This is a genomic window from Streptomyces sp. NPDC107550 (genome assembly GCF_055639095.1).
Genome location: NZ_JBVKBC010000022.1, coordinates 21,706 through 47,760, shown reverse-complemented (window position 1 = coordinate 47,760; position 26,055 = coordinate 21,706). Strand labels below are relative to the sequence as shown.

General features: G+C 72.9%; 29 protein-coding genes and 1 pseudogene. 14 read left to right on the top strand and 16 right to left on the bottom strand.

The annotated features are described in order from the left end of the window. Positions 1-257: 257 nt before the first annotated feature. Both ACZ7LY_RS25015 and lnt read left to right on the top strand, forming a co-directional pair. A complete protein-coding gene (locus ACZ7LY_RS25015; RefSeq protein WP_471626930.1) occupies positions 258-731 on the top strand; it encodes a nuclear transport factor 2 family protein in 474 nt (157 codons plus the stop codon). A 107-nt stretch (positions 732-838) separates the two neighbouring features. After that, positions 839-2,416 carry an apolipoprotein N-acyltransferase gene (gene lnt, locus ACZ7LY_RS25010; protein ID WP_471626929.1) on the top strand — a complete coding sequence of 526 codons (1,578 nt, stop codon included), beginning with the start codon at positions 839-841 and terminating at the stop codon, positions 2,414-2,416. A 69-nt stretch (positions 2,417-2,485) separates the two neighbouring features. On the opposite strand, the gene ACZ7LY_RS25005 is transcribed toward lnt, so the two are convergent. The 8 genes from ACZ7LY_RS25005 to ACZ7LY_RS24970 form a co-directional block, all read right to left on the bottom strand. Then, positions 2,486-3,391 carry a Gfo/Idh/MocA family protein gene (locus ACZ7LY_RS25005; protein WP_471626928.1) on the bottom strand — a complete coding sequence of 302 codons (906 nt, stop codon included), beginning with the start codon at positions 3,389-3,391 and terminating at the stop codon, positions 2,486-2,488. 839 nt (positions 3,392-4,230) lie between these two features. After that, positions 4,231-4,809 carry a hypothetical protein gene (locus ACZ7LY_RS25000; protein ID WP_471626927.1) on the bottom strand — a complete coding sequence of 193 codons (579 nt, stop codon included), beginning with the start codon at positions 4,807-4,809 and terminating at the stop codon, positions 4,231-4,233. A 93-nt stretch (positions 4,810-4,902) separates the two neighbouring features. Further along, the gene (locus ACZ7LY_RS24995; RefSeq protein WP_471626926.1) at positions 4,903-5,586 is read right to left on the bottom strand and encodes a uracil-DNA glycosylase; all 684 of its coding nucleotides are present in this window, start codon (positions 5,584-5,586) and stop codon (positions 4,903-4,905) included. A gap of 131 nt (positions 5,587-5,717) precedes the next feature. Next, entirely contained in the window at positions 5,718-7,301 is a 1,584-nt protein-coding gene (locus tag ACZ7LY_RS24990; RefSeq protein WP_471626925.1) for an ABC transporter substrate-binding protein, read from the bottom strand. Positions 7,302-7,453: 152 nt separating this feature from the next. After that, complete coding sequence (locus ACZ7LY_RS24985) at positions 7,454-8,209, bottom strand: SDR family oxidoreductase (protein ID WP_471626924.1); 756 nt, start codon at positions 8,207-8,209, stop codon at positions 7,454-7,456. 17 nt (positions 8,210-8,226) lie between these two features. Beyond that, on the bottom strand, positions 8,227-8,988 hold the full coding sequence (gene fabG / locus ACZ7LY_RS24980; protein WP_471626923.1) for a 3-oxoacyl-ACP reductase FabG: 762 nt from the start codon (positions 8,986-8,988) through the stop codon (positions 8,227-8,229). Between the two features lie 158 nt (positions 8,989-9,146). Next, the gene (locus tag ACZ7LY_RS24975) at positions 9,147-9,530 is read right to left on the bottom strand and encodes a DUF3037 domain-containing protein (protein WP_471626922.1); all 384 of its coding nucleotides are present in this window, start codon (positions 9,528-9,530) and stop codon (positions 9,147-9,149) included. Continuing rightward, the gene (locus tag ACZ7LY_RS24970) at positions 9,527-10,342 is read right to left on the bottom strand and encodes a HipA family kinase (protein ID WP_471626921.1); all 816 of its coding nucleotides are present in this window, start codon (positions 10,340-10,342) and stop codon (positions 9,527-9,529) included. Before ACZ7LY_RS24970 ends, ACZ7LY_RS24975 begins: the two co-directional genes overlap by 4 nt. A 474-nt stretch (positions 10,343-10,816) precedes the next feature. On the opposite strand from ACZ7LY_RS24970, the gene ACZ7LY_RS24965 reads away from it, so the two are divergent. Beyond that, positions 10,817-11,227, top strand: a complete 411-nt coding sequence (locus tag ACZ7LY_RS24965; RefSeq protein WP_471626920.1) for a Rieske (2Fe-2S) protein — start codon at positions 10,817-10,819, stop codon at positions 11,225-11,227. Positions 11,228-11,251: 24 nt separating this feature from the next. Here ACZ7LY_RS24965 and ACZ7LY_RS24960 read toward each other — a convergent pair whose 3' ends face one another. After that, positions 11,252-11,893 (bottom strand): cysteine hydrolase family protein, encoded by a 642-nt coding sequence (locus ACZ7LY_RS24960; RefSeq protein WP_471626919.1) that lies wholly within the window; start codon positions 11,891-11,893, stop codon positions 11,252-11,254. 122 nt (positions 11,894-12,015) lie between these two features. Between ACZ7LY_RS24960 and ACZ7LY_RS24955 the strand changes: the two genes are divergently transcribed. Further along, positions 12,016-12,489: a pyridoxamine 5'-phosphate oxidase family protein gene (locus tag ACZ7LY_RS24955; protein WP_471626918.1), complete on the top strand. Its 474-nt coding sequence runs from the start codon at positions 12,016-12,018 to the stop codon at positions 12,487-12,489. Between the two features lie 58 nt (positions 12,490-12,547). Here ACZ7LY_RS24955 and ACZ7LY_RS24950 read toward each other — a convergent pair whose 3' ends face one another. Beyond that, entirely contained in the window at positions 12,548-13,465 is a 918-nt protein-coding gene (locus ACZ7LY_RS24950) for a LysR family transcriptional regulator (protein ID WP_471626917.1), read from the bottom strand. Between the two features lie 138 nt (positions 13,466-13,603). Between ACZ7LY_RS24950 and ACZ7LY_RS24945 the strand changes: the two genes are divergently transcribed. After that, positions 13,604-14,629 (top strand): DMT family transporter, encoded by a 1,026-nt coding sequence (locus ACZ7LY_RS24945; RefSeq protein ID WP_471626916.1) that lies wholly within the window; start codon positions 13,604-13,606, stop codon positions 14,627-14,629. Positions 14,630-14,644: 15 nt separating this feature from the next. Here the strand turns inward: ACZ7LY_RS24945 and ACZ7LY_RS24940 are convergent, their stop codons facing one another. Together ACZ7LY_RS24940 and ACZ7LY_RS24935 are read right to left on the bottom strand one after the other, a co-directional pair. Then, the gene (locus ACZ7LY_RS24940) at positions 14,645-15,382 is read right to left on the bottom strand and encodes a VOC family protein (RefSeq protein WP_471626915.1); all 738 of its coding nucleotides are present in this window, start codon (positions 15,380-15,382) and stop codon (positions 14,645-14,647) included. A gap of 284 nt (positions 15,383-15,666) precedes the next feature. After that, positions 15,667-17,043 (bottom strand): aminotransferase class I/II-fold pyridoxal phosphate-dependent enzyme, encoded by a 1,377-nt coding sequence (locus tag ACZ7LY_RS24935; RefSeq protein WP_471626914.1) that lies wholly within the window; start codon positions 17,041-17,043, stop codon positions 15,667-15,669. A gap of 37 nt (positions 17,044-17,080) precedes the next feature. Here ACZ7LY_RS24935 and ACZ7LY_RS24930 point away from each other — a divergent pair, with 37 nt between their 5' ends. Beyond that, positions 17,081-17,806, top strand: coding sequence for a pyridoxamine 5'-phosphate oxidase family protein (locus ACZ7LY_RS24930; protein ID WP_471626913.1), 726 nt, complete (start codon positions 17,081-17,083; stop codon positions 17,804-17,806). After that, positions 17,806-18,456: an FMN-binding negative transcriptional regulator gene (locus tag ACZ7LY_RS24925; RefSeq protein WP_471626912.1), complete on the top strand. Its 651-nt coding sequence runs from the start codon at positions 17,806-17,808 to the stop codon at positions 18,454-18,456. The genes ACZ7LY_RS24930 and ACZ7LY_RS24925 overlap by 1 nt, the downstream gene beginning before the upstream one ends. Before the next feature lie 24 nt (positions 18,457-18,480). Here the strand turns inward: ACZ7LY_RS24925 and ACZ7LY_RS24920 are convergent. The 3 genes and pseudogenes from ACZ7LY_RS24920 to ACZ7LY_RS24910 all read right to left on the bottom strand — a co-directional run. Then, positions 18,481-18,795 (bottom strand): annotated as a pseudogene (locus ACZ7LY_RS24920) (EamA family transporter); the annotation flags it as partial. Positions 18,796-18,923: 128 nt separating this feature from the next. Beyond that, positions 18,924-19,937 carry an EamA family transporter gene (locus ACZ7LY_RS24915; protein ID WP_471626911.1) on the bottom strand — a complete coding sequence of 338 codons (1,014 nt, stop codon included), beginning with the start codon at positions 19,935-19,937 and terminating at the stop codon, positions 18,924-18,926. Positions 19,938-20,014: 77 nt separating this feature from the next. Beyond that, entirely contained in the window at positions 20,015-20,596 is a 582-nt protein-coding gene (locus tag ACZ7LY_RS24910; RefSeq protein WP_471626910.1) for a peptidase, read from the bottom strand. Positions 20,597-20,874: 278 nt separating this feature from the next. Between ACZ7LY_RS24910 and ACZ7LY_RS24905 the strand changes: the two genes are divergently transcribed. Together ACZ7LY_RS24905 and ACZ7LY_RS24900 are read left to right on the top strand one after the other, a co-directional pair. Then, positions 20,875-21,063: a hypothetical protein gene (locus ACZ7LY_RS24905; protein ID WP_471626909.1), complete on the top strand. Its 189-nt coding sequence runs from the start codon at positions 20,875-20,877 to the stop codon at positions 21,061-21,063. 138 nt (positions 21,064-21,201) lie between these two features. Continuing rightward, positions 21,202-21,630, top strand: coding sequence for a type II toxin-antitoxin system Rv0910 family toxin (locus ACZ7LY_RS24900; protein WP_471626908.1), 429 nt, complete (start codon positions 21,202-21,204; stop codon positions 21,628-21,630). Between the two features lie 171 nt (positions 21,631-21,801). Here ACZ7LY_RS24900 and ACZ7LY_RS24895 read toward each other — a convergent pair whose 3' ends face one another. Further along, a complete protein-coding gene (locus ACZ7LY_RS24895; RefSeq protein ID WP_471626907.1) occupies positions 21,802-22,422 on the bottom strand; it encodes a PadR family transcriptional regulator in 621 nt (206 codons plus the stop codon). A 221-nt stretch (positions 22,423-22,643) separates the two neighbouring features. Here ACZ7LY_RS24895 and ACZ7LY_RS24890 point away from each other — a divergent pair, with 221 nt between their 5' ends. From ACZ7LY_RS24890 to ACZ7LY_RS24870, 5 genes are all read left to right on the top strand, one after another. Then, positions 22,644-22,937: a DUF5959 family protein gene (locus ACZ7LY_RS24890; protein ID WP_471626906.1), complete on the top strand. Its 294-nt coding sequence runs from the start codon at positions 22,644-22,646 to the stop codon at positions 22,935-22,937. Positions 22,938-23,210: 273 nt separating this feature from the next. Next, a complete protein-coding gene (locus ACZ7LY_RS24885; RefSeq protein WP_471626905.1) occupies positions 23,211-23,717 on the top strand; it encodes a hypothetical protein in 507 nt (168 codons plus the stop codon). Further along, the gene (locus tag ACZ7LY_RS24880) at positions 23,714-24,172 is read left to right on the top strand and encodes a tail fiber domain-containing protein (protein WP_471626904.1); all 459 of its coding nucleotides are present in this window, start codon (positions 23,714-23,716) and stop codon (positions 24,170-24,172) included. Before ACZ7LY_RS24885 ends, ACZ7LY_RS24880 begins: the two co-directional genes overlap by 4 nt. Beyond that, on the top strand, positions 24,169-25,011 hold the full coding sequence (locus ACZ7LY_RS24875; RefSeq protein WP_471626903.1) for a 2OG-Fe(II) oxygenase: 843 nt from the start codon (positions 24,169-24,171) through the stop codon (positions 25,009-25,011). The genes ACZ7LY_RS24880 and ACZ7LY_RS24875 overlap by 4 nt, the downstream gene beginning before the upstream one ends. A gap of 367 nt (positions 25,012-25,378) precedes the next feature. Beyond that, positions 25,379-25,885 (top strand): fibroblast growth factor, encoded by a 507-nt coding sequence (locus ACZ7LY_RS24870; RefSeq protein WP_471626902.1) that lies wholly within the window; start codon positions 25,379-25,381, stop codon positions 25,883-25,885. The last annotated feature ends 170 nt before the right edge of the window (positions 25,886-26,055 follow it).

The window sequence follows — 26,055 nt, the reverse complement described above, 5'->3', positions numbered from 1 at the left end:
CCGGGGGCTCCCGCCGGGCGAAGCTCAGCCCTTGCCCTGACGGGCCTTCTTGGCGAGTCGCCGCTTCTGACGCGGCGTCAACTCGGTACGTCCGGTCTGCCGCTCGTACGCGGCCTTGCGGTCCTCGTTCTTCATCAACTTCCCCCTGATCGCCTGGAGTTGGACGGTGCGAAGCCGTACGTGACTGCATGCTACGCGCGTGACAAGAGCCGCGCACGCCTCTTGGCCGCGAGCCGCGCGAGCCCCAGACTGGGCCGATGACGCAGCGTGGGGAACTCGCCACCGTCCTCGACCGGCTCGCGCTCGACGAGCTGGTGACCGATTACGCGGTGGCCGTGGACGACGGCGACTGGACCGCGTACCGCGCGCTGTTCGCGCCCGCGGGCCGCGCCGACTACCGGGCGGCGGGCGGGGCCGAGGGCAGCGCCGAGGAGATCGCCCGCTGGCTGGCGGCCACGATGGAACTGTTCCCGACGCGCCAGCACCTGATCGTGAACCGCCGCGTCCGCTTCGGCCGCCTCGACCACGACACCGGGGACACCGCGGCCGTCCAGGCGGACTACGCGAACCCGATGCGGTTCGCGGGCCCCGGCACCGCCCCGGACTTCGAGTGCGGCGGCCGGTACGCCTTCGAGGCCGTGCGCACGCCCGCCGGGTGGCGGCTGCTGCGCGTCACGGTCCACGAGAAGTGGCGCCGCAGCCGGGAGCCGGCCGCCGCGCCCCCGGCCTGATCCGGCCACCTCACGGCCCGTGCGCCCGGCGCCCACTGTCGTTGATCGCTTGCGGCGCGCACACTTGAGGGGCACGGGTGAGGCGTACGAGCAGGGAGGCGCGGCGCATGGAGACGTGGCGGCAGCGGTTCGGCTCGTCGCCTTGGTGGCGGGGCGCGGCGGCGATCGTGGCGGGCGCGCTGCCCGCCCTCGCGTTCCCCGCGCCGTCGCTGTGGTGGTGGGCGTACGTGGCCCTGGTGCCGTGGATGCTGCTGGCGCGCTCGGCGCCGACCGGCCGGTGGGCCGCGCGTGACGGCTGGCTCGGCGGGCTCGGCTTCATGCTCGCCGTGCACCACTGGCTGCTGCCGAGCCTGCACGTGTTCACCGTCGTCCTCGCCGCGCTGCTCGGCGCGCTGTGGGCGCCGTGGGGCCGGCTGGTGCGCCGCCTGCTGGCCGGCACACCGACGGCACGGCAGGCGTCGGCCGCGCTGGTCGCGGTGCCGTCGTGCTGGCTGATGGTCGAACTCGTCCGGTCCTGGCAGGGCCTCGGCGGCCCCTGGGGCATGATCGGATCCAGCCAGTGGCAGGTCACGCCCGCGCTGCGGCTCGCCTCGGTGGGCGGGGTGTGGCTGGTGAGCCTGCTGGTGGTGGCCGTGAACACCGTGGTGACGCTGCTCGTGGTCGCCCGCGACGCCCGGACGCCCGCCGTCGCGGGGCTCGTGGCGACGGTCACGGTGACGGGCGCGGCCTGGGCGTGGGCGCCGCGCCCCGTGCAGGACGGGCAGGCGCGGATCGCGGTCGTGCAGGCGGGCATGTTCGACGGCGACGAGAGCGGCGCGCGCCGGTTCGCGCGGGAGGAGACGCTGACCCGCCGGCTCGTGGGCGAGGACGTCGATCTCGTCGTCTGGGGCGAGAGCAGCGTCGGCTTCGACCTGGCCGCCCGCCCGGACCTGGCCCGCCGGATCGCGGCGCTGTCCCGGGCCGTGGACGCCGACATCCTGGTCAACGTGGACGCGCGCCGGCCGGCGGGCGGCGGCGCGAGCGCCGAGGGCATCTACAAGAGTTCGGTGCTCATCGGTCCTGACGGTCCGACCGGCCCGCGCTACGACAAGATGCGGCTCGTGCCGTTCGGCGAGTACATTCCGGCCCGCTCGCTCCTCGGCTGGGCGACCTCGGTGGGCAAGGCGGCGGGCGAGGACCGGATGCGGGGCACCCGGCAGGTCGTGATGGACGCCCGGCATGACGGCCGTGACCTGCGGATCGGCCCGCTGGTCTGCTTCGAGTCGGCGTTCCCCGACATGACGCGGAAGCTGACCGGGGACGGCGCGCGGGTCCTTCTCGCGCAGTCGTCCACGTCGTCGTTCCAGCAGACGTGGGCGCCCGAGCAGCACGCCACGCTCGCGGCGCTCCGGGCGGCGGAGACGGGCCGCCCGATGGTGCACGCGACGCTCACCGGGGTCTCCGCCGTGTACGGCCCCGACGGGCACCGGGCGGGCCCGTGGCTGGGCACGTCGGCGAGCGCGGCGCGCGTGTACACGGTCCCGACCGCCCACGGCACGACCCTGTACGTACGGTTCGGTGACTGGCCCGTGCACACGGCGGTGGCGGTGCTGGTGGTCCTGGCGGTGGCTGAGGCGGCGCGGCGGCTGCGGCGCCCGGCTCAGGAAGCGCCGGTGGCGGCGGCGCGCGTCTCCGGCAGCCGCTGATCCGGCTCACACCGGGCGGGCGGTACGGGGGCGCGGCCCGGCCCGGGACGCGGGGTGGCCGGGGCGGCCCTAGCTGATGCGGTCGGTGGCTTCCTGGACGATCCGTTCGCACAGCTCGTGCGTGGCGAGGGCGTCGCGCGCGTCGAGGACCTGGCCCGCGCGGACCGCGTCGAGGAACGCGACGACGACCTGCTCGATGCCGCGCTGCCGCGCCACCGGCACCCAGTCGCCGCGCCGCCGGATCGTCGGCTGGCCCTTGTGGTCGACGACCTCGGCGAGGTTGAGGACCTGCCGCTTGGAGTCCTGGCCCGACACTTCGAGGATCTCCTCGGTGGAACCGCTGAGCCGGTTCATCACGCCGAGCGCGGTGAACCCGTCGCCGGAGAGCTGGAGCACGAGGTGGTGCAGCAGGCCGTCCGCGCCGTGCGCCCGTACGGTGACCTCGTCGACGGTGCCTGGCACGAGGAAGCGGAGCGTGTCGGCTACGTGGATGAAGTCGTCGAGGATCATCGTGCGGGGCTGCTCGGGCAGGCCCACGCGGTTTTTCTGCATGACGATCAGCTCGCGCGGGTGGTCGGCGCACTGCGCGTACCCGGGGGCGTGCCGGCGGTTGAACCCGACGGCCAGACTGACTCCGCGCTCCTCGGCGAGCCGCACCAGCTTCTCGGAGTCCGCGAATTCGTACGCGAGGGGCTTGTCGACGTAGGTCGCCACTCCGGCGTCGAGCAGGCGGGCCACGATCTCCGGGTGGGCGGAGGTGGAGGCGTGCACGAAGGCGGCGTCCAGGCCCTCGGCGAGCAGGGCGTCCAGGTCGGCGTGGCGGCGGGCGCCGGGCACGTTGAACTGGTCGGCCACGCGGGTGAGGGTCGCGGGCGTCCGCGTCTGGAGGTGCAGTTCGATGCCGGGCTGCGCGGTCAGCACCGGAAGGTACGCCTTCTGCGCGATGTCCCCGAGTCCGATACAGGCGACCTTCACGTCTGGTGCTCCTCCCGCCGGCGGGACCTCGCGCCCCGGCCTCCCCCAGCATATGCCGGGGCCCGCCGTCACTCGTGCGGGGCACTTGACGGCCGTTCGGGTGAGTGGAACACGGCCGTGCCGGAGAGTGGGCCGGTGTTCAGATCGTCCAGGTCCCGCCTGTTCCTGCTGACGGCGGCAGCCGTCACCGCGGCCGGCGCCACCGGCTGCGTCGGCGTACCGACCCCGACCCCCGCCGTCACCACCACTCCCCCGGCACCCGCCCCCGCGCCCCGGCCCCACGTAACCGCCCCCGAACCGGCACGAGAGGCGATGCGCCGCACGGGCCCCGCCACCGCCGCCCCCGCCCGAACCACCGCACCACCCCGCACGCTCGCCCCCGCCCCCCGCACACCCCCACCGCCCCGACACCACGCGCCCACCCCCGAACGCTCCCCCACCCCCGAGCCACCGGCTGCTCCCCCACAAACGGACGTCTGCGAACTGGGCCGCCGCTACGGCGGATGGCCCTCAGACAGCCCCCAGTCCATCATCTGCGAGGCCACATACGGCCGTTGACGCAAACCGCGCCCCCGAAGGGGCGCGAGGAACTGCGCGACCAGCCCCCACCGACCGGTGGCTGACCAAGCACGAGCAGGCCCACCCCCCCCCAGGAGCGCGGGGAACTGCGCAACCAGCCCCCACCGGCCGATGGCCGACCACGCACGGCCAGCCCCCACTACCTCAGGGGCGCGGGGAACTGCGCGCTCAGCACGACACGAGCCGAGGACGAAGAAACCACGACCAGCCCCCCAGAGACGCGGGGAACCACACGCCCAGCCCCCGCCGGCAGGCCGCCGTCAGGACCCCGCGCGGGGCGGCCCCAACGCCTCCCCACCCGAGTGCCCGGGGCCCTCATCACCCCCACCCCCACCCGCGCCCCCGCCCCCGGCGGACAACCCGGCAACCCGCGCCTCAAGTCGCCGAAGCGCGGCCCGCACACCCGAGCCGTAGTCACCGTCCCCGTCGTCACCGAGGGCGTCGACCACGTCCCAGGCCCGGGCCAGATGACTGCGGGCCGCGTCGGCGCGCCCCAGCTTCACGTAGTCCGCCGCGAGGTTCAGATGCAGCGAGGGGTACAGGGCGCGCAGGGCGACCGACCGGTCGTGCGCGGCGAGCCGCCGCTCGGTGACGGCCTCGGCGGCGGTCAGCGCCCGCAGGTCCCAGGCCAGTTCGTCCGACGGGTCGTCCTGCGTGTCGGCCATGTAGTGCGCGAGCGTGCACCGGTGCAGCGGGTCGCCGTCCTCGCCGATCTCCGCCCACAGCCCGAGGAAGCGGTCCCGGGCCTCCTCGCGGTCCCCGGCGTGCGCCAGCATCACCACCTGTCCGATGCGGGACATCATGGCGTCGTCGGCCGCCTGCTCGCGCTGGTGTGCCACTGGCTGCTCCTCCTCGCTCCCGGTGTCCGGCCCCGCGCCGGTCACGGCTGTCGACGCTAACGGCCGCCACCGGCGATCACGGTCAGGCGCGGCTCAGCCCAGGTCGGGGATGCGCCAGTCGATCGGCTCGTGGCCCTGCGCGGCGATCGCCTCGTTGATCTGGGTGAAGGGCTGCGAGCCGAAGAACTTGCGGGCGGACAGCGGCGAGGGGTGGGCGCCCTTGACGACGATGTGCCGCTCGGTGTCGATGAGAGGCAGTTTCTTCTGCGCGTAGTTGCCCCACAGGACGAAGACGGCTGGGTCGGGCCGGTCCACGACGGCCTTGATGACGGCGTCGGTGAACTTCTCCCAGCCCTTGCCCTTGTGCGAGTTGGCCTCGCCCGCGCGGACCGTCAGCACCGCGTTGAGCAGGAGGACGCCCTGCTCGGCCCACGGCATGAGGTAGCCGTTGTCGGGGATGGGCGTGCCCAGCTCGGCCTGCATCTCCTTGTAGATGTTGCGCAGGGACGGAGGGGTGCGCACGCCGGGCCGCACGGAGAAGCACAGTCCGTGCCCCTGGCCCTCGCCGTGGTAGGGGTCCTGCCCGAGGACGAGGACCTTCACCTTGTCGTACGGGGTGGCGTCGAGGGCGGCGAAGACCTCCTCGCGCGGCGGGTAGACGGGACCTTTGGCGCGCTCCTCCTCGACGAACTCGGTCAGCTCCTTGAAGTAGGGCTTCTGCAGTTCGTCGCCGAGGACGCCGCGCCAGGACTCGGGCAGCATCGCGGTGTCGGTCACGTCAACAACCTCCGGGGTCAGGACATGTGCACGGCGCCGCCCGCCCCTGCGGAGGGCGTCGCCGTATCGATGTCCCCGAACCTACCGGCCCCCACTGACAACGGGCCGTCCCGCCCGGCCCGCGCCCCCGCTCACCAGCTCGTCTTCCGCTGGAGCTCCCACATCATCATGATCGTCGAGGGGTCGAGGGCGCGCTCGCCGCCGGATATCTCGTCGCTGGCCGCGATGTACTGCTTGCCCTGCCACAGCGGCAGCAGCCGCACGTCGTCGGCCATGATCCGCTGCGCCCGCCGGAACTGGCGCACGACGGCCCCGCGGTCGCTCTCGCGCCGGGACTGGGGCAGCAGCACGTCGGTGATCTCGGGCGCCTCGTACGGCGTACCGACGGCGTTGTCCTTGCCGACGAAGGGGGCGATGAAGTTGTCCGCGTCGGGGAAGTCGGGGAACCAGCCGCGCCCGAACACCGGGTACTCACCGGCCCGGTACCCCGCCTCGTACGTCTTCCAGGGGCGGCTCTTGAGGGTGACCTTGAACAGCTTCGACGCCTCCAGTTGGCGCTTGAGCGCGGCGAACTCGGGGGCGGTCGCGGAGCCGTAGCGGTCGGTGGTGAACCAGAGGGTGAGCGGGACGGGCGTGGGGACGCCGGCCCGCGCGAGCATCTGGGCGGCCTTCGCGGCGTCGGGGCGCTCGCCGAACTGGTCGAAGAAGTCCGTGGTGTGCCCCGCGAGGCCGCGCGGGACCATGGAGTAAAGCGGTTCCACGGTGTCCTTGTAGACCTCGTGGGCGATGGCGCCGCGGTCGATGACCTGGGCGACGGCCCGGCGCACCGCCTTCTTCCCGGCCCACGGGTCCTTGGGGTTGAAGACCAGGTAGCTGATCTCGGTGCCGGCGCCCTCCACGAGCTGGAGGCCCCGCTTGCCGTTGCCCGCGGTCTGGAGGTCGACGACGTCGGATGCGGCGAGGCCGCGGAAGGTGGCGTCGATCCGCTTGGCCTCGAGGGCGGCGACCATGTCGGCGGACGTCTTGAAGTAGCGGATGGTGACGGCGTCGTTCTTGCGGTCGGCGAAGCCCGAGTAGTGGTCGTTGCGGACGAGTTCGGCCTTGTCGCCGTCCGTGTACGAGCGCAGGGCGTACGGTCCTGAGCCGGTGACGCCGCCGTCGTCGCGGACCCTGTCCTTCGGGTACGACTCGGGGTCGACGATCGACATGGCGGGCGTGGCGAGGACGAACGGGAAGGTCGCGTCGGGCTTCCTCAGGCGGAACGTGATGTCCCGCGCGCCCTTGGTCTCCACGCGGTCGAGGCTGCCGAGCATGCCGGCGGGACCGCCCTTGACCTTGATGGCGCGGATGCGGTCGATGGAGTACTTGACGGCCGCCGCGTCCAGCGCGTGCCCGTCGGAGAACTTCATGTCGGCGCGCAGCCGGCAGCGGTAGACCTGGTTCGCGCTGTCCTGGAACGAGCAGTGCGCGGCGTCGGCCTCGGGCTGGGCGGCGCCGGTGGGGAACGAGACGAGCGTCTGGTAGACGTTGCGGAACAGCTCCCAGGAGCCGTCCCAGGAGGCCGCCGGGTCGAGTGTGCTCGGGGCGCTGGTCGTGCCGACGACGATGGGATCGGCGCCGGCGGAGTCGTTCGAACTCATCAGTCCGCAGCCGCCGAGCAGGGCCATGGACGCAGTCGCCGCCAACGCGCGGGGGGCAAGCAACCGTTTGAACACGCGCACGCTCCTCGATCGGACATGCCAGGGATCGGCAGACCATATCGCAGTGCCCCGCCGGATCAACTCCTTGATCCAGCGGGGCACTTCACACGTGCGGACGTTTGTCAGGCGTTGTCATCCGACGCCCGCAATCTCCTTCGCGGGGCCGGTCAGCCGACGCCCGCGTTGAGGAAGATGCCGCCGTCCACGAGCAGCGTCTGACCGGTGATCCAGTCGGACTGCGCGGAGGTGAGGAACGCGGCGGCGCCGCCGATGTCCTCCGGGACACCGAGCCGGCCCAGCGGGTACGCGGCGGCGGCCTCGGCCTCGCGGCCCTCGTAGAGCGCCTGCGCGAACTTGGTCTTGACGACGGCCGGGGCGATGGCGTTGACCCGTACCTTCGGCGCGAACTCGTGCGCGAGCTGGAGGGTCAGGTTGACCATGGCGGCCTTGCTCATGCCGTACGCGCCGATGAACGGCGAGGCGGAGACGCCGGCGATGGAGGCGATGTTGACGATGGCGCCGCCGTTCTCCTTCTGCCACGCCTTCCACGTCTGCTGGGCGAAGCCGAGCGCGGAGACGACGTTGGTCTCGAAGACCTTGCGGGCGACGTCCAGGTCGAGTTCGGCGATGGGGCCGAAGACCGGGTTCGTACCGGCGTTGTTGACGAGGAAGTCGACGCGGCCGTACGCCTCCATGGTGCGTTCGACGGCGGCGGCCTGGTGCGCGGTGTCGTGCGCCTTGCCGGCGACGTACATGGCGCGGTCGGGGCCGAGCCGTTCGACGGCCTCCTTGAGCGCGTCCTCGCCGCGTCCGGTGAGGCACACGCGGTCGCCGCGCGCGACGAGGGCCTCGGCGATGCCGTAGCCGATGCCGCGGCTGGCGCCGGTGACGAGGGCGACCTTGCCCGTGGGTTCAGCAGTCATGTCGGTTGCCCCCGGCCTTAGTTGAGCGGTCCGCCGGCCACGTACATGACCTGTCCTGAGACGAAGCCGGCCGCGTCGCCGGTGAAGAAGGCGATGGCGTTGGCGATGTCCTCGGGGCGGCCGACGCGCTGGACGGGGATCTGGGTGGCGGCGGCGGCCTGGAACTCCTCGAAGCCCATGCCGACGCGCTCGGCGGTGGCCTTGGTCATCTCGGTGACGATGAAGCCGGGGGCGACGGAGTTGGCGGTGACGCCGAACTTGCCGAGTTCCTTGGCGAGCGTCTTGGTGAAGCCCTGGAGGCCGGCCTTGGCGGCGGAGTAGTTGACCTGGCCGCGGTTGCCGAGCGCCGAGGACGACGACAGGTTGACGATGCGGCCGAACTTCGCGTCCACCATGTGCTTCTGGACGGCCTTCGACATCAGGAACGCGCCACGCAGGTGCACGTTCATGACGGTGTCCCAGTCGGAGGCGCTCATCTTGAACAGCAGGTTGTCGCGGAGGACGCCCGCGTTGTTGACGAGGATGGTGGGCGCGCCCAGCTCCTCGGCGACGCGCGCGACGGCGGCCTCGACCTGCGCCTCGTCGGACACGTCGCAGCCCACGGCGAGGGCCTTGCCACCGGCGGCGGTGATCTTCTCGACGGTGTCCTTGCAGGCGGCCTCGTCGAGGTCGAGCACGGCGACGGCGCGGCCCTCTTCGGCCAGACGGATCGCGGTGGCGGCGCCGATGCCGCGCGCGGCCCCGGTGACGATCGCTACGCGCTGCTCAGTGGTGGACATGCTGTTCGGTCTCCTCGCCCTAGAGGTGCGGCCGCCCGGTTCCGATACGGGTGAGCGACCGCTTAGTACCCTGTGCGGGTGACGCTAGAAGCCCTGGCACCCGGTGTCAACGTACCCACCGGGTGCCGCTGATCACTCAGGCCCGCGCGCGGCCCCGCTCAGCGCACCAGGAGGTCGAGCAGGCGGTGCGCCTCGGCCTCCGGATCGGCGGTGAGGCCGGTGTGCACGGGCCCCGGCTGCACGACCGTGGAGCGCGGCGCGACGAGCCAGCGGTAGCGCCGGCCGGCGTCGTCCTCGCCCGCCTGACCCGCGCCGTCGCCGCCGCGGCAGTGCCGTTCGACGGCGCCCAGCAGGGCCCGTACGCCCGCGATGTCCGCCTCGGGGTCGAGGGCGCGCAGCCGCGCCTCGTCGAGGTGGGTGAGGGCGGTGACGTAGGACCGGGCGCGGCAGTAGACGACGACGCCCGCGTTCATCTGCTCGCCGCGCTCGATGCGCGGGACGACGCGCAGCAGGGCGTACTCGAAGACGTCACGGCGGCTCACTCGGCGGCTCCTTCGGGGGTGATCCAGCCCGGCTCGCGCCGGTCGGCCGCGGGGGTGGCGGCGGGCAGGTCGATGCGGCTCGTGAGGCCGCGGACGCGCTCCAGGAGGGTGCTCACGTAGGCGCGGCGCACGTCGTCGGGGGTGTCGAAGCCGGGCTCGTCGGCGAGCCACACGTCGGGCACGTCGGCGGCGACGGCGGTGAGCAGGTCCTCGGTGACGCGGGCGGCGAGGTCAGCCTCGGCGGCGGCGAGGTCGGGGCCCGCGGGGGCGAGGGCGTGGTCGCGGGCGTCGTAGCGCTTGGCGGCCCAGGCGGCGGCGCCGCGCCAGTTGTGGTGCCAGATCATGGCGGCGCCGTGGTCGATGAGCCACAGCTCGCCCTGCCAGACGAGCATGTTGGGGTTGCGCCAGGACCGGTCGACGTTGTTGATCAGCGCGTCGAACCAGAGGACCCGCCCCGCCTCCACCGGGTCGACGGTGTACGCGAGCGGGTCGAAGCCGAGGGCGCGCGGCAGGAACCGCATGCCGAGGTTGGTGCCGCCGCTCGCCTTGAGTAGTTCCTGCACTTCGGTGTCGGGTTCGCCGAGGCCGATCACGGGGTCGAGGTCGAGCGCGGCGAGCGCGGGCACGCGCAGCCCGAGCGCGCGGGCGAGCTGGCCGCAGATCACCTCGGCGACCAGCGTCTTGCGTCCCTGTCCGGCCCCGGTGAACTTCATGACGTACGGGTTCAGGTCGTCGCCCTCGACCAGGCCGGGCAGCGATCCGCCCTCCCTCAGGGGGGCGATGTAACGGGCCACGGCGGCCTGCGTCAACACGTCAGCTGCTCCATCGGTCGTCCTGCTCGCTTGTCGCCGCGTCCGGCGGCCGGGACGAGCGTAGTGCGCCCGCCCCGGCCTCCATGATCCCCGACCGGCGGCGCGGGGCGGCCTCGGGCGTGTCCGCAAAGTCCCGCCTGCCCCGCGACGCCTGGCACGCACTCTCGCCGCACCGGGCGTAAGGCCAAGTACATCCAGTACGAGGCCTTGCACCCGGCACGCCGAGAGCACGCACCAGACGCCGCGGGGCCGTCCTTCGGACGACGACGGGACTTTGCGGACACGCCCTAGGCCCCGGGCGCGGGTCCGTTGGGGTGACTTCGCGCGGTGCCGTGACGCCGGTGCGGCCGGGAGGCGTTAGGAGTCAGAGCGCGCACGCGTTGAACATTCCGGGGGCGCCGCCCGTACGCAGTCACGAGCCCGGCCCGTCCGGGCAGGTCCGGGCACGTCCCCCACGTGAAGGGAAGCGACAGCATGACCGCAGCACAGGAGAGCGTCCCCACCGGCGGTCCCACCCGCCGTTCCGTCGTCGCGGCCGTCGGCGTGGCGGGCATCGCCGCCGCGCTGAGCGCCTGCGGCGGCTCGGACGGCGGCGGCAACAAGGAGCTGGGGAAGCTCTCGGAGATCCTGGTGGGCGGCGGCAAGATCTTCGCCGACGCGGGCGTGGTGGTGACGCAGCCGACGCGGGGCCAGTTCAAGGCGTTCACCAACATCTGTACGCACCAGCAGTGTCCGGTCACGCAGGTCGCGGACGGCACGATCAACTGCCCGTGCCACGGCAGCAAGTTCTCCATCGAGGACGGGTCCGTACGGCACGGCCCGGCGACCCAGCCGCTCGCCGCGAAGAGCGTCCGCACGAGCGGTGACTCCATCGGGCTGGCGTGAGGCCCGGCCCCAACGGCGTACGGGTCAGGCGCGCCGGGGCCGTTGCCACGCGCCGAGCACGTCCTCGGCCGTGACGACGGTGGCGACGAGGGCGAGCGTGTGGCGGACCATCGCGGGGACGTAGTCGGCGGGCACCCCGGCGATGGCGTCCTTGGGCACGACCACGGTGTAGCCGAGGTTGACCGCGTCGAAGACGGCGTTGGGGATCGCCACGTTGGCGGAGACGCCGGTGACGACGAGGGTGCGGCAGCCGAGGTTGCGCAGCAGCGGGTCCACGTCGGTCCCGGCGAGCGGCGACAGCCCGTGCAGCCGCCGCACGACGAGGTCTTCCTCGGCGACCTCCAGCGGCGGCGCGACCCGCACGGCCCGCGACCCGCTCACCTGCTGTACGGGAAGGCGCTCGGCGGCGCGGAAGAGGCGCCCGTTGCGGTTGGCGCCGCGCCCGTCGGGTCGCCGTTCCGCGATGGCGTGCAGCACTTGGACGCCGCTGTCGTGGGCGGCGGCGACGAGCAGGCCGACGCGCGCGAGGGCGCCGGACTCCCGTGCCTGCGCGGCGAGTTCGGGCAGGGCGCTGTCGGGGCCGACGACGCCCTGCTGGCATTCGACGGTGAGCAGGACGGTCGTGGCCGGGTCGAGCAGCTCGGCGAGGTTCTCACGCGTCGGCATGGCGCCCCCTGGCGGCGGTCGGTGGTCCGGGGCGGCGGACACTAGCCACCATTGCGTGCGGACGGAAGAGGCCGCATGCTGCCTTCCTGACAGGACGTCAGTCCACGTACCGGGGAGCCCAGATGACCGTGACGCAGCGCCGGGGCCGCAGGATCATGATGTCACCGCAGGAGCGGGACGCGTTCCTCACCGAGCAGCGCACCTGCCGGGTGGCGACGGTCGCGGCGGACGGCACCCCGCATGTCAGCCCCTTGTGGTTCGTGTGGGACGGCACGTCGCTGTGGCTGTACTCCCTGTCCCGCAGCCGCCGTTGGGCCGAGCTGCGCGCGGACGCTCGGGTGGCGGTGGTGGTGGACGCGGGCGAGGAGTACGGGGAGCTGCGCGGCGTCGAGCTGTCGGGCCGCGTGGAGTTCGTGGGCGAGGTCCCGCGTACGGGAGAGCCGTGTCCGGAACTCGACGTGCCCGAGCGGTTGTTCGCGCGGAAGAACTTCGGTCTTGCCGAGATGGTCCATGACGGCCGGCATGCCTGGGCGCGGCTGACGCCGGAGCGCGTCACGTCCTGGGACTTCCGCAAGATGCCGGGCTCCGGGGGCTGAGAGCGGCCCGCGCGCGCGTCAGTCGGCGGCGGCCCGGGGTCTGGGAGCCGCCCGCGCGTCAGCCGGCGGCGGCCCCGCCAAGGTCCGCGCCCGCTGCGCGCAGGGCGTCGACGGCCGCGCGGATCGAGGGGCGCCGGTCGGCGTCCGACCGCCACACCACGTACACGTGCCGCCGCACCTTCTGCCGCACCGGCACCGTGACGACCCCTTCCGGGACGGGGTGGCGGCCGAGCAGCGGGGCGACGCACACGCCGAGGCCGGCGGCGACGAGACCGAGCTGGGTGTGCGTCTCGGCGGCGCGGTGGGCGATCTGCGGTTCCACGCCCTTGGAGCGCAGCGTGAACAGCAGCCACTCGTGGCAGAACTCGCCCTCGCCCCAGGTGATCCACTCGTCGTCTGCGAAGTCCTCCAGGTCCACTTCCTCCTGCCCGGCGAGCGGATGGCCGGCCGGCATCGCCACGTCGGCCGGGTCGTCGAGGATGCTCGCCTTGACCAGGCCGTCCGGCAGCGGCATCGGCTTGTTGTACCAGTCGAGCACTACGGCGAGGTCGAGATCGCCCCGGATGACGGCCGTGACACCCGCTTCCGGCTCCAACTCCTGGGAGCGGACGCGTAGTTGCGGGTGGTCCGCGCGCAGTGCGGCGAGCGCGGCCGGGAACAGGCCCCGGGCGGCGGTCGGGAAGGCGGACAGCCGCAGCTCGCCGACGACCTGCCCGCGCTGGGCCTCCAGGTCGGCCTGCGCCAGTTCGACCTGGGAGAGGATGCGGGCGGAGTGGTCGGCGAGCAGCCGGCCGGCGTCGGTCAGCCGCACCCCCCGCCCGTGCTTGGCGAGCAGCTGCTCCCCGGCCTCACGCTCCAGCTTGGTCATCTGCTGCGACACGGCGGACGTGGTGACGTGCAGGGCCCCGGCGGCCCCGCTCACCGACCCGTACCGGGCCAGCGCGTCCAGCACACGCAGCCGCTCCAGATTCAACACATGCCCTCCCGGCGCTCGACGACGGTCCCGGCGCCGGTCACGCCGCGCGACCCCCCGCCGACACCTAAGCGATGCTAAGCGATAATCCGTACAAAATCTCGCTTGTGCTACGAGAATGCGGGCGCGACCCTGATCGTCATGAGCACCGCGTCCCCGGCCACGCCTCCCCCGGCCTCACCCTCTCCGGCCACGCCGCCTCTGGCCAGCCCTTCTTTGGCCACACCGGCGCCCGCCCCCAGCCCCGATCCCGCACCCCCGTCCGGGCGGGCCGCGCCCGGCGCGCGCCGGGCCCTGGACTGGCGGCTGCGCTTCGGGGCGCTCTCCCTGATCTGGGGTTTCAGCTTCCTCCTCATCAAGGTCGGCACGGACGGCTACGCGCCCTTCCAAGTGACGTTCGGGCGGCTGCTGTTCGGCACGCTGGTCCTGTTCGGGGCGATGGCGGTGAAGCGGCAGCGGCTGCCGCGCGGGGCCCGCACGTGGGGGCATCTGGCGGTGGCGGCTCTCCTGCTGAACGCGCTGCCGTTCTCCCTCTTCGCGTTCGCCGAGCAGACGATCCCCTCGACGCTGGCCGGCATCTGCAACGCGACCTCGCCACTGTGGGGCATGGCCCTGTCCCTGGTCGCGCTCTCGGAGGACCGCCCGACGCGGCGCCGGGTCGCGGGCCTCGGCCTGGGCTTCCTCGGCGTGCTGACCGTGCTCGGCGTCTGGCAGGGCTTCCACGGCCTGGATGTCACGGGCACGGCGATGGCCCTGCTCGCGTCGTTCAGCTACCCGGTCGGCTGGATCTACGTACGCCGGACGCTCGCCCGGACCGACGGCACCTCACATCTGGCGCTGACGGGAGCGCAGTTGCTCCTGGCGACGGGCCAACTGGCTCTCGTCACGCCCCTGTTCACCTCGCTCCCGAGCCGGTTCGCGCTCGTGCCGCTGCTCGCGGTAGTCGCCCTCGGGGCGCTCGGCACGGGCCTCGCGGTCCTCATCCAGTACGGGCTGGTGGCCGAAGTCGGCCCGACGACGGCCCAGATGGTCACGTACTTCATCCCGGTCATCGCCACGGCGGCCGGCGTCGCGGTCCTCGGCGAGTCCTTGAGCTGGTCGACCCCGGTCGGCGCGGTCGTCGTCCTCGCGGGCGCGGCGCTCACCCAGTCACGGGCCAAGCGGTAGGGACCGCCCTTCGCATCAGTGCGGGGCGAGGAGACAGAAGGCGTGCCCCTCCGGGTCGGTCAGACAGGTCCAGGGCACGTCACCCTGCCCGACGTCGAGGTCCCGGGCGCCGAGGGCCCGCAGCCGGGCCAGTTCGGCGGCCCGGTCGTCGCCGGGCGCGGGCAGCAGGTCGAGGTGGAGCCGGTCGGGCGTGTCCGTGGGGGCGTCGGGGGTGCGTACGAACTCCAGGTACGGCCCGACTCCGCTCGCCGCGCGCAGCCGGGCCTGCTCGTCGCCGGCCTCGCACACGGTCCAGCCGGTGGCGGCGCTCCAGAACCGCGCCATGGCCCGGGGGTCGGCGCTGTCGAGCACGAACGCGGCGATCGGCCCCGTGTCCCGGTAGACCTCGCGGGGCTCCAGCACGCAGAAAGCGTTGCCCTCGGGGTCCGCGAGCACCGTCCACGGCACGTCACCCTGCCCGACGTCGAGGTCCGTGGCCCCGATCTCCTTCAACCGCGCGACCAACTCGGCCTGGTGCGCGGGGCTTTCGATGGCGAGATCGAGATGCAGCCGGTTCTTCGCCGTCGTCCCCGCGTCCGGTACGGGCAGCACGTCGAGCCCGATGTACACCGGATCAGGCCACACGGGCCCGCCGGGCGGCGCGACGAACGTCCCGGCGCCGGCAGGGTAGGCACTCCACCCCAACGCCTCGGCCCAGAACCGCCCCAACCCCCGCTGATCCCGCCCCTTGACAACAACATGCACAGGCCTCACACCCCCACCCTAACCCCCTCGCCTCCGCAGGAAACGCCCCGCAAAGGGGCGCGAGGAACCGCGCACAGCACACCCAGCGCCCCGCCCTCAACAAACCCCGAAGGGAACCGCCCCCTGAAGGGGCGCGAGGAACCGCGCACAGAAAGCACAACCCCCCGCAAAAACCAAACCCCCTGGGGAACCGCCCCCTATAGGGGCGCGAGGAACCGCGCACAGCACGCTCAACACCCCGCACAAACAAACCCCCACCCCCAGAACCGCCCCCAAAAAGCAGGCCCGCACACTCAAACCCCGCGCCCAAAATCCCCCCGGCCACCCCCCACCGCGGAAGCCACCGCAGAGGCCACCACCCCCATCTCCCCCACAACCAACCCCGACACGGTGATCCGCACCCCACCCCCAAAAGGCCCGCCCCCAAGACTCCCGCCCCCAAGAACCCCGCCCCCGAGCCGGAACCGCGCCCCGGGCGCCACCGCCCACCCCGCATGCAACAACCGCGCGACCGCCCCGGTCTCATCAGGCACCGGCACCCACACGTTCAGCCCGCTGCGCCCCCGCGCCCGCACCCCCCGCGCCGCAAGCTCCCGGATGAGCGCGTCACGCCGCTCGCCGTACGACGCCGAGACCGCCGGGATGTCGACCGCCCCGCTCGCCCAGAGCGCGGCGACGGCCCGCTGCGTGATGCGGCTGACCCAGCCGGGCCCGAGCCGCTGCCGCCCCCGGACCCGGTCCACGGTGACCTCGTCCCCGGTGAGCACGGCCAGCCGCAGATCGGGCCCGTACGCCTTGGCGACGGACCTCACGAATGCCCAGTGCCGTGTGACGCCCGCCAGCGGACTGAGCGGCAGATCGACGATGCCGTGGCCGTGGTCGTCCTCGATGAGCAGCACGTCCGGATGCCCGCGCAGTACGCCCCGCAACTCCCCGGCCCGCGCGGCGGTGACGGCCGCCCCCGTCGGGTTCTGCGCGCGGTCGGTGACGACGAGGGCCCGCGCCCCGTCCCGCAGCGCCCGCTCGACGTCCTCGGGCAGCGGCCCGTCGTCGTCCACGCCCACCGGGACGACCCGCAGCCCGAGCGCGGGCACGAGGTCGAGCATGCTGCCCCACCCGGGGTCCTCGACGGCGACGGCGTCCCCCGGCTTGAGGTGCGCGGCGAGGACCCGCTCGATGGCGTCGAGGGACCCGGAGGACACCGCGACGGGCCCGCCGGGCACCCCGTCCGCGTCGAACGCGGCCCGCGCCTGCCGCACCAGAGCGGGCTCCAGCGCGTCGTCACCGTAGAGCACGGGCGAGGTCGCGGCGGCCCTGGCGGCTTCGGTGAAGGCGTCCACGAGGGACGGCAGCAGGGCGGTGTCGGGGTTGCCGTGCGACACGTCCCGTACGCCTTCCGGCACGTCCACGCGGATGTGTTCGCGGCCGGTCGTGGCCGGTTTCGGGCGTACGCGACTGCCGCGCCGGCCCGCCGTCTCGATGACCCCGCGCTCGCGCAGCGTGCGGTACGCGGCCGCGACCGTATTGGGGTTGACGCCGAGCCGCTGCGCCAACTCCCGCATCGGGGGCAGCAGTTGCCCCGGTTCGAGGCCGCCTTCCGCGACGGCTCGCTCGACACTGGCGGCGATCTCGGCTGCGCGTCGCCCTTGAATCGGATACTCTCCTAGCACAAACCACATTTTGCACTAGTGCAATGGAGTTCGCAAGATGAGCGTGGCCCCCGAGTCCGTCCCCGCGTCGGCACCCGCCCCCGCCCCGGAGTCCGCCCCCGCTGCGGCAGTCCCGTACGCCCCCTCGGAGCGCACGTCCCCCACCCGCGCCCGGGAGCGCGTCACGTACGACCGCGAGCTGGTGCACGCGATACTCGACGAGGCGTACGTGTGCCACCTCGGCTTCGTGCGCGACGGCTCGCCGTTCGTGCTGCCGACGCTGTACGGGCGGGTCGGTGAGCGCCTGTACGTGCACGGCTCGACGGGCTCGCGCCCGCTGCGCATGGCGGGCGAGGCGCGGGACCCGGGCCTGCCGGTGTGCCTGACGGTGACGCACGTGGACGGCCTGGTGCTGGCGCGTTCCGCCTTCCACCACTCGATCAACTACCGCTCGGTCGTCATCCACGGCACGGCCCACCAGGTCACCGACCCGGACGAGAAGCGCGCGGCCCTCGACGCGCTGGTCGACCACGTCGTCGCGGGCCGCGCCGCCGACTCCCGCCCGGCGAACGCCAAGGAGCTGGCCGCCACCGCCGTCCTGAGCCTGGATCTGGCCGAGGTCTCCGCGAAGGTCCGCGCGGGCGGCCCGAACGACGACGCCGAGGACATGGACCTGCCGTACTGGGCGGGCGTGGTCCCGGTGCAGCGCACGTACGGCGCGCTCGTCCCATCGGCGGACCTCGCCCCCGGCATCGACGTCCCCGGATATCTGCGGGAGTCGTGATGCTGATCCGCCCCTGGGACGCGGCACGGGACGCCGCCGAGTGGCAACAATGGCTGTCCGCCCACGACTTCGGGCAGCTCGCGGTCAACGGCATGCCGGGCGAGCCGCCTTCGGTGCAGCCCCTGCACTTCGCGTACGACCCGGCGGGCGGCGGCGAGTTCGGCGAGGCGGTGACGCATCTGGCCCGGCCCAACCCGATCTGGGCCGCGCTCGACGCCGACCCCGAGGTCCTGCTCAGCGTCGTCGACGACTACGCGTACGTACCGGGCCCCTGGCAGGCCGGCCCGGACGAGGCACCCGAGCACGGCACCCCGACGAGCGTCTACGCGGCGGTCCAACTGCGGTGCACGGCCGAGGTGGTGGACGACCCCGAGCTGAAGGCGGAGCTGCTGAACCGCCAGGTCCTGCACTTCCAGCCGCCCGGCATGTCGGTGCCGGCCCGCCCCGGCGAAGCCCCGTACGGACGCAAACTGCCCGGCATCCGGGTGCTGCGGCTGCGCGTGACCGACGTCCGGGCGAAGTTCAAGTACGCGGGGCACCGGGAGCAGGAGGTGCAGGACCGCATCGCGCGGGGCCTCACCGAACGCGGCGCACCCCGCGACGCGGCGGCGCTCGCCACCCAGCGGCGCCGCCGCGCGACGGAGTCCTGACCCGGCCGGGGCGCGGGCGGGCGCTCAGCCGCCGGTCCGCGCCTCCCCCGCGGCGAGCCCGGCGACAGCCGCGAGCATCAACCCCGTGCCCGCCACCGTCGCCCCGGTCAGCCGCTCCCCCAGCAGCGTCACGGCGATCAGGGCCGCCCCCACCGGTTCGAGCAGCATGATCACGGAGACGGTCGCGGACCGGACGACGGCCGCGCCCGCGAAGTACAGGGCGTAGGCGAGGGCGGTCGGCACGGACGCGATGTAGGCGAGCAGCCCGAGGACGAGCACCGGATGCGCGACCGGCGCGACCAGCCCCTCGACCCCGGCACACGACAGCAGCACGAGCGCTTCCTCCGCCTTGCGATGCACCGCACCGCACCAGAGCCCGCTCCCTGATCCGGCCTGACCCGAAGGAAAGGCCCTAGACGGCCTGCGGCGGGGAGAGGAGAAGCGTGTGCGTGTGCATGGGCGCGAGCCTAGACGGCCCCGCCGGAGCGGGACAACGCCGTTTCCGGTTCGACCGTGTCCCGCGGTGCGTCGCCGGACGACGGGGTGGAGGACTGCGCGATGAACGCGCCGACGAGCACCACCGCGCCGCCGAACAGTTGCGGCGCCGACAGGTGTTCGCCGAGCAGCACCCAGGCGAGGACGGTCGCGATGACCGCCTCCAGGCACGCCACGACCCCGGCGACCTGCGGCGACAGCCGCCGTACGGAGACCACTCCGGTGACGTAGGCGACGACGGTGGCCAGCAGCACGATCCAGCAGAGCAGGAGCCAGGCGGGGACGGCGGTGCCGTTCATGTCGGCGCTGCCCGCGAGCACCGACCAGTCCATGCCCCAGGGCCGCGCGATGACGGTGAGCACGACCGCGCCGACGAGCAGCCCGTACGCGATGACGCCGAGCGGATCGGGGACCGTACCGCCCGTGTCGCCCGCGTCGCTGCCGGAGTCGGACAGGACGAAGTAACCGACCTGGCAGCAGGCCGCGCCGAGGGCGAGGAGCAGGCCGAGCGCGTCGAAGCTGAGCCCCGACCAGACCTCGACGACGCACGCGAGACCGCCGACGGCGAGGACGACACCGAGCGCGGCGGCGCGGGTCACGGGCTTGCGCTGCACGAACCGCACCCAGCCGAGCACGAGCGCCGGCGCCAGGTACTCGATGAGCAGGGCGACACCCACGGGGATGCGGGAGATCGCCGCGAAGTAGCACGCCTGCACACCGGCGACAGCGAGCAGGCCGAACCCGGCGAGCAGCGCGGGCCGGGCGCGGACGAGCGCGCGGTGGCGCCATGCGACGGGCAGCATGACGAGCGCGGCGCCCGTGACCCGCAGCCACACCACGTAGAGGGGGTCGAGACCCGCCTCGATCAGCGGTTTGGCCGCCACTCCCGAGCCGCCGAACGCCAGCGCGGAGACCAGGGCGAGTCCCAGTCCGAAGCCACGCCCGCCGGTTGCCTTGCTCCCCGAAGAACCGTTTGACCCGTGCACCGGCACATCATGACAGGCGGCGACAGGAGCGTCATCCCCGATGACCCCTGTCTCACGGTACGGACGTGCCGCGCGCGTCAGTTCAGGCGGCGGCGCAGTTCGCGTACGTCGACGCCGGCCCGGCCGAGCACCTCGACGGCGCGGCACTCCATGTCGTCGGCGAGGGCGGCGAGGACGTCGACGCCCCTGGCCCGTTCGTCCCCGCGGGCGGTGGCGCGCGCGACGCCCGCCTCCAGGGCGGCGGCCGCGACGGACGACCAGCCGGGCGCGCCGCTGAGGACGGGCATGGCGCCGGAGTCCTCGACAGCGCCCTGCCACTGGAGCCCGTACCCGATGCTGCGCTGCACGAGATAGCCGAGCAGCCGCGCGACCTGCTCGCCCTCGGGGAACGCGCCGCGCACCTCGGGGTCGGCCTCCAGCAGGGAGTGCAGCAGATGCGCGGTGTCGATCTGGCGGTCCCCGTCGCGCACGGCGCGCCGCCGGGCTCCCGCGACGACCAGGGCCAGTTCGTCGCTCAGCGGGGCGTCGACGAGGTCGTCGCGGGCGATACCGGCGAGGTCGGCGCGGCCGATACCGGCGAGGTCGTCGCGGCCGATACCGACGAGGTCGTCGCGGGCGATTCCGGGCGCTGAGGCGTCCGGCGGGGTAGGGCTTTGCACATCTCTCACCCCATCAGCCCCCGCGGGCGCGGGCATCCCCGGCGGGGAGCATTTCCGCGTCCGACACAGGGTGGGCACTGATGAACGGTTTCTCCTCCTCAGGGAGGAGATCTAGCCGTTCGCCCCGGACTCGCGCGCGCCGCCTTGCCCGCACGCGAGGACGCAACCACCACCCCCTCCCCGTACGTCCGACAGGTCAGAAGGGGCAGGTGACAGGTCAGAAGGGGCAGGTGACGGGGCAGACGACAAGGCAGAGGGAGCAGGCGAGGGGAGGAGCCATGGAGAGCGGCTGCTGGCTCGTGGCCCTGCCCGCGGTCGACGGCAGGCAGTACGTGTACCGCGTGTACGCCCCCGACGACGCGCTCCCCGCGGACCTGTTCTGGGACGCCTGGCACTGCCATGACGAGGGTCCGTATCCGCGCGCGTACGACGTGTTCGACGCGGCGGAGATCGAGCGGATGGGGTGACCGGCCCGTCGCCGGCGCCGGAACTTTCTGACGGTTCATCAGTATTGAATGTTCGAGGCGGCACCGCTACGTTCCGCGACGACGCGATTCCCGCGGCGGCGCGGGGCGTCCCGGCTCACGACGCGAAGGGGTGGCCGCATGGCCGAAGTCAGCGCGGAAGCACGCATCGAGGCACCCGCCGAGAAGGTGTGGGCGCAGCTCACGGACTTCTCCTCGTGGAACAAGTGGAACGCCACGCACACCGACTTCCCCAAGGGCGGCCCGGCCGCGCTCGCGGTGGGCGGGCAGTTCGAGGAGAACATGAAGCTGATGGGCTTCCCGGCCGAGGTCACCTGGACCATCGAGGACCTGGTGCCCGAGCGGGCGTTCGCGATCCGGGGCAAGGGCCCGATGGGGGTGAACGTCGGCACGCGCTACACCCTCACCCCGGAGGGCGACGGGACGCTGGTCCGCGCGGACGGCGAGTTCACGGGCGCGGCCGTCTCGCTGATGGCCGGCAAGCTGAAGGACTCGGCGACGGCCGCGCTGACGGAGTCGCTGCGCAAGCTGGCCGGCCTGGTCACCTGACGCCCCCTCCCTCCCCGGCCCGGCTCCGGATGCGGGCCCGGCTCCGACCTCAGCCCCAGACCCTGCCCCGGACCCGGCCCCGGCACGCACGAGAAGGCGCCCCGTACGCGATGTACGGGGCGCCTGTTCATCTCTGCCTCACTGTCGGACGTCGGCCGTGCCCGCACGGGGTCAGTCTTCGTCGGCGAGGATCAGGTACAGCTTCTTGCGCGCTTCGTTGATGACGGCGACGGCCTTCTCGCGCTGGTCCTGGCTGCCGGTCTTCCAGACCTGCCCGAACGCCTCCATCAGGCCGAATCCGGCCTGGCGGACCTCGTTCATGGCGTCCCAGTCGACACCGCGTCCGGCCTCCTCCCACGGGGCGTCGGGGCCCTCGTCGGCGGCGGTGCGGCCGGCGTCGGTGAGCGAGAACAGCTTCTTGCCGCCTTCACTGGCGCTCTCGATCAGGCCCTCGTCCTCCAGCAACTGGAGCGTGGGGTAGACCGAACCGGGGCTCGGCTTCCAGGCGCCGCCGCTGCGCTCGGCGATCTCCTGGATCATCTCGTAGCCGTGCATCGGGCGGTCCTTGAGCAGCGCGAGGATCGAGGCGCGCACGTCGCCGCGCCGGGCTCGCCCGCGCGGGCCGCCTCCTCGTCCGCCGCGGCCGCCCCAGGGACCGAAGCCGCCGGGCCCCCCGAAGCCGGGCCCGAATCCGCCGAACGCGGCACGCCGGCTCTCGAACTCTCCGTGCCCGAAGCCGGGCCCGCACTTTCCGTGTCCGTGGTCATGTCCATGAGTACGCATGGGAACCATCCCTTTCCTTCACTATCAGGCGCTTCGCACGCCTCGGTACAACGATCTTGACCGATCGCCGATGCCTCAACGATATATCGGAACCGGTCGCCTGACAACACCCTCCGACCAGCGCGAACGCCCGCCCCGACAGGTCACCCACTCCGAACCGGCCCCCGCAGGCCGCGAAAACCGCTTGGCGGCCGCGCTCCCCGGCGAGCGAGGATCACCGGACCCCGTTCGTGTCCGGCCGCCTCGACCTGGCTCTGACCGTCCGGAAGCTGGAAGCCTGGGCCGCCGCGCTGAACCGGCTCGACGCCGGCGAGGACGTGGCCTGGATGGAGTTGAGCAGGGGACCGACGCTCTCCGTGCGGCTCGACGGCGAACGCGGCTGCCCCGAAGCGGTCGTCGAGGACGAGTCGGGGTCCATGGTCACCGTGCGGGTGCCGTTCGTCCCGCCGGACGACTGGATCGCGGACCACCGGCGGCGCCTGCGCGACGTGCGCGAACACTGGGTGCCTCTGCTGTCGACGTAACCCGACGTGACCCCACGGGCGAGCGAACGTGCAGGCAGGGCGTGCGCGGCGGACAGCGCGTGCGGGGCGGACGAGATGGAGGACGACGCCGAGTCGGGGGCGTCCGCGTCAGCGTCACACGCCCGCTTCACCTGATAGGACGCATCCGCGTTCATTCCGTACTACTTCCGGTCCGGCGCCCATATGGTCTGCGAGCCGCCCGGTCGTGGCGGCATCCACACCGACACTGAGGAGTCAACCGTGAGGTCTTCGGGGCGTGTTGCCGTCTCCGCCATGGCCGTGGCCATGGCGGCGCTGGGGGTGGGCGGCGGCGCGACCGCGGCCGCCGCACCCACCGCCGACCCGTCGTGCAGCGGAGCGTCGTGCACCGAGTTGCGGCCGACGCGCCTGAGCGCGAGTCAGGGCAGCCTGAACGTCACCCAGATGCAACTGGAGAACATCAACGCGACGGCGTCCGACGCCGTGACGGGTGAACCGATCCGCGGCGCCAAGATCGTGTTCGCCACCGTGGGCGGACGCACCCTCGGCGTCGCCTACACCGACTACTACGGCATCGCCGCGATCACCGCCCCGGAGAACCTGGGCCCCGGCACCCTCCAGGAACTGCTCGGCGGCTACGAGGCGGCGATGGTCGGCGACGGGGTCCACGCCCCCGTCGGCGCCCACGGCGCGATCACCATCGGCACCGACCAGGGCCCCGGCGTGCCGAACTCGCCGTGCTCGGTGTGCAGCGACCGGGCGCTGAAGCAGGACGTCGTCCCGGTCGACTGGAGCCGGTGACCGTGCGGCTCCCGCGCCTGCGCTCCCGTACCGCCGCCGCCCCCGCCGCCCCCGGCGACCCGGCGCGGCCCGCGGCCCCGGCGCGGGAGCCGGGCGGCACTGCTCCGGCGGGCCCGGTCAACGGGCACGCGATCCTGGAGACGGTCGCCGCGCTCCCCATCAGCACCTGGCGCTACCTCTGGGAGCCCGAGGACGTACGGCACCTCGGCCCCATGGCACAGGACTGGCACGCGGCGTTCGGGTTCAATCCGGACGACACCACGATCTCCGTCGTGGACGCCCTCGGCGTCGCCCTCGTCAGCGTGCAGGCCCTACACCGCCGTATCGCCGACCTCACGGAGGAGGTCGAACACCTGCGCGCGGCCGTGCCCGCCACCCCCGCACCCGCGCCCGGCACCGAACCGGCCGCCACCACCGTCGCCGCCGGCGCCGACAAGGACGGACGACCCTCATGACGACCGAGACCGCATCGCCCCGACCCGCATCGACCCGGCCCGCATCGCCCCAGGCCGCGTCGGCCCACCACCCGGCCCCGGGCGCGCCGGACGGACCCGCACAACAAACACCCGTACCGCCCGCGCCCTCCGAACCGTCCGAACCGCCCGGCCTGTCCGCGGAAGCGGTCTGGCGGCTGCCTGTCACGGTCTGCCGCGTCACCCAGTTCCTCGGCGCGACCACGGCGAACGCCCTGCTTGACCGCGCGCTGACCTCCCCCGGCGGCTCCCTCCACCCCTCCCTGATCGGCGACGAGGAGCTGGCCCCCGAGGTCCGCAGCTCCCGCTCCCGCCCCGACTTCGCCGCGCCCGAACTCCTCGCGGCCATCGCCGACGTACTCCCGGCCGTCGAGCACACCCTCGGCGTCTCCTGCCGCCACACCGAGCCCGACTACAGCCTCAACGTGCACAACGACGGCGACTTCTACCGGTCCCACCAGGACACCAGCCGCGAGTACGCGCCCCGCCGCCTGCTGACCTTCGTCTACTACCTGCACCGCACACCCCGCCCCTTCACCGGCGGCGCGCTGCGGATGTTCGACGCGGCGCTGCCGCTGTACTCCGAGCCGGCCGGGCGCTGGCAGGAGCAGACCTGGCGGGACTGGGAGCCGGAACACGACAGCATCGTCTTCTTCCTTCCGACCGCCTGGCACGAGGTCCGCCCGGTCGTCTGCCCGAGCAAGCGGTACGAGGACAGCCGCTTCGCCGTCAACGGCTGGCTCTGCGCCCCGAACCCCCTCGACCGTGCCCCGCACCCCACCGAGGCCCCCCGCCCCACCGGCACCGCCGGGATGCCCTGAACGAATCCCCGCTGTCGCCGGCAGCCCCACCGGTCTTTCCCAGCACAATTCTCCCACCGGCTTCCCACCTGGCCGATTTCCGCCCGGGCGGAAAATTCGTCGCAGCGGGAGTGTGGACAGTCTGTAAAGCCGTCCATACAGTGATGCCGGGTCCTGCAAGAGAGCAGGAAATCAGGGGGGTATGAGCGGCATCCTCACGAGGATTCCGCTTTTCCATGAGTTCCGTATAAGCGGTCACTCATGAAGCCGTATCACCAGGCACCGTCACGGCTTTCCCCTGCCCGGGTTCCCGCGCCGCGACTTCACGGTCACCGGCACCGGATCCCGCTCGTTTCCCGCACCTCCCTACGCGAAGGAAGAGGCCATCATGCCGTTATCGGCAGCCGACCTGGCGAAGCTGGGCGACGCACCCGTCACGATCCAGTCCACGTTCTTCCCGAACATCTGCCTGCGCATGGACGGCACCGGGGTCACGACCGCGACCGACCCGGGCGCGGGGAAGGTGAACTGTCAGTACGGCCCCGGGTCCTGGACGTCGTTCAAGGTCCGGCCGCAGTCGGACGGGACGTACGCCTTCGAATCGGCGGCGTTCCCGAACGTGTACCTCAGGATGGACGGCACCGGCGTCCCCACCACCATGGCCGGCGGCGGCACGGTGAACTGTCAGTTCGGTTGCGGGCCTTATGAGAAGTACCGGCTGCGGGCCCAGTCCGACGGCTCGTTCTCCTTCGAGTCGGCGGCCTTTCCGAACATCTTCCTCAGGATGGTGACGGGCAGCGGCGTCACCACCGCGACGGGCCCCGGCGGAACGGTCAACTGTCAGATCAACGCCAACGGCGGCGAGCACGAGAAGTTCTACCTCGACAAGGCCTGACCACCCAAAAGCCCGGAACTCCCCTCACCGGAGCAACACACCCAGCCGGAAAGGGAATTGGCACCCCGGGCAGCAGAAAAGACAAAGGCGCCTTCTCCGCCGACGCAACACCAAGCGGAGAAGGCGCTTTTCTCCACGCCCCAGACCTCCACGCCCCAGACCTCCACGCC

What these genes read in the sequence shown, in the direction of transcription:
- ACZ7LY_RS25015 (WP_471626930.1), top strand. Translation starts at nt 258, where the DNA reads ATGACGCAGCGTGGGGAACTCGCCACCGTCCTCGACCGGCTCGCGCTC.
- lnt (WP_471626929.1), top strand. Translation starts at nt 839, where the DNA reads ATGGAGACGTGGCGGCAGCGGTTCGGCTCGTCGCCTTGGTGGCGGGGC.
- ACZ7LY_RS24985 (WP_471626924.1), bottom strand. Translation starts at nt 8,209, where the DNA reads ATGACTGCTGAACCCACGGGCAAGGTCGCCCTCGTCACCGGCGCCAGC.
- fabG (WP_471626923.1), bottom strand. Translation starts at nt 8,988, where the DNA reads ATGTCCACCACTGAGCAGCGCGTAGCGATCGTCACCGGGGCCGCGCGC.
- ACZ7LY_RS24965 (WP_471626920.1), top strand. Translation starts at nt 10,817, where the DNA reads ATGACCGCAGCACAGGAGAGCGTCCCCACCGGCGGTCCCACCCGCCGT.
- ACZ7LY_RS24960 (WP_471626919.1), bottom strand. Translation starts at nt 11,893, where the DNA reads ATGCCGACGCGTGAGAACCTCGCCGAGCTGCTCGACCCGGCCACGACC.
- ACZ7LY_RS24955 (WP_471626918.1), top strand. Translation starts at nt 12,016, where the DNA reads ATGACCGTGACGCAGCGCCGGGGCCGCAGGATCATGATGTCACCGCAG.
- ACZ7LY_RS24945 (WP_471626916.1), top strand. Translation starts at nt 13,604, where the DNA reads ATGAGCACCGCGTCCCCGGCCACGCCTCCCCCGGCCTCACCCTCTCCG.
- ACZ7LY_RS24930 (WP_471626913.1), top strand. Translation starts at nt 17,081, where the DNA reads ATGAGCGTGGCCCCCGAGTCCGTCCCCGCGTCGGCACCCGCCCCCGCC.
- ACZ7LY_RS24925 (WP_471626912.1), top strand. Translation starts at nt 17,806, where the DNA reads ATGCTGATCCGCCCCTGGGACGCGGCACGGGACGCCGCCGAGTGGCAA.
- ACZ7LY_RS24905 (WP_471626909.1), top strand. Translation starts at nt 20,875, where the DNA reads ATGGAGAGCGGCTGCTGGCTCGTGGCCCTGCCCGCGGTCGACGGCAGG.
- ACZ7LY_RS24900 (WP_471626908.1), top strand. Translation starts at nt 21,202, where the DNA reads ATGGCCGAAGTCAGCGCGGAAGCACGCATCGAGGCACCCGCCGAGAAG.
- ACZ7LY_RS24895 (WP_471626907.1), bottom strand. Translation starts at nt 22,422, where the DNA reads ATGGTTCCCATGCGTACTCATGGACATGACCACGGACACGGAAAGTGC.
- ACZ7LY_RS24885 (WP_471626905.1), top strand. Translation starts at nt 23,211, where the DNA reads ATGGCCGTGGCCATGGCGGCGCTGGGGGTGGGCGGCGGCGCGACCGCG.
- ACZ7LY_RS24875 (WP_471626903.1), top strand. Translation starts at nt 24,169, where the DNA reads ATGACGACCGAGACCGCATCGCCCCGACCCGCATCGACCCGGCCCGCA.
- ACZ7LY_RS24870 (WP_471626902.1), top strand. Translation starts at nt 25,379, where the DNA reads ATGCCGTTATCGGCAGCCGACCTGGCGAAGCTGGGCGACGCACCCGTC.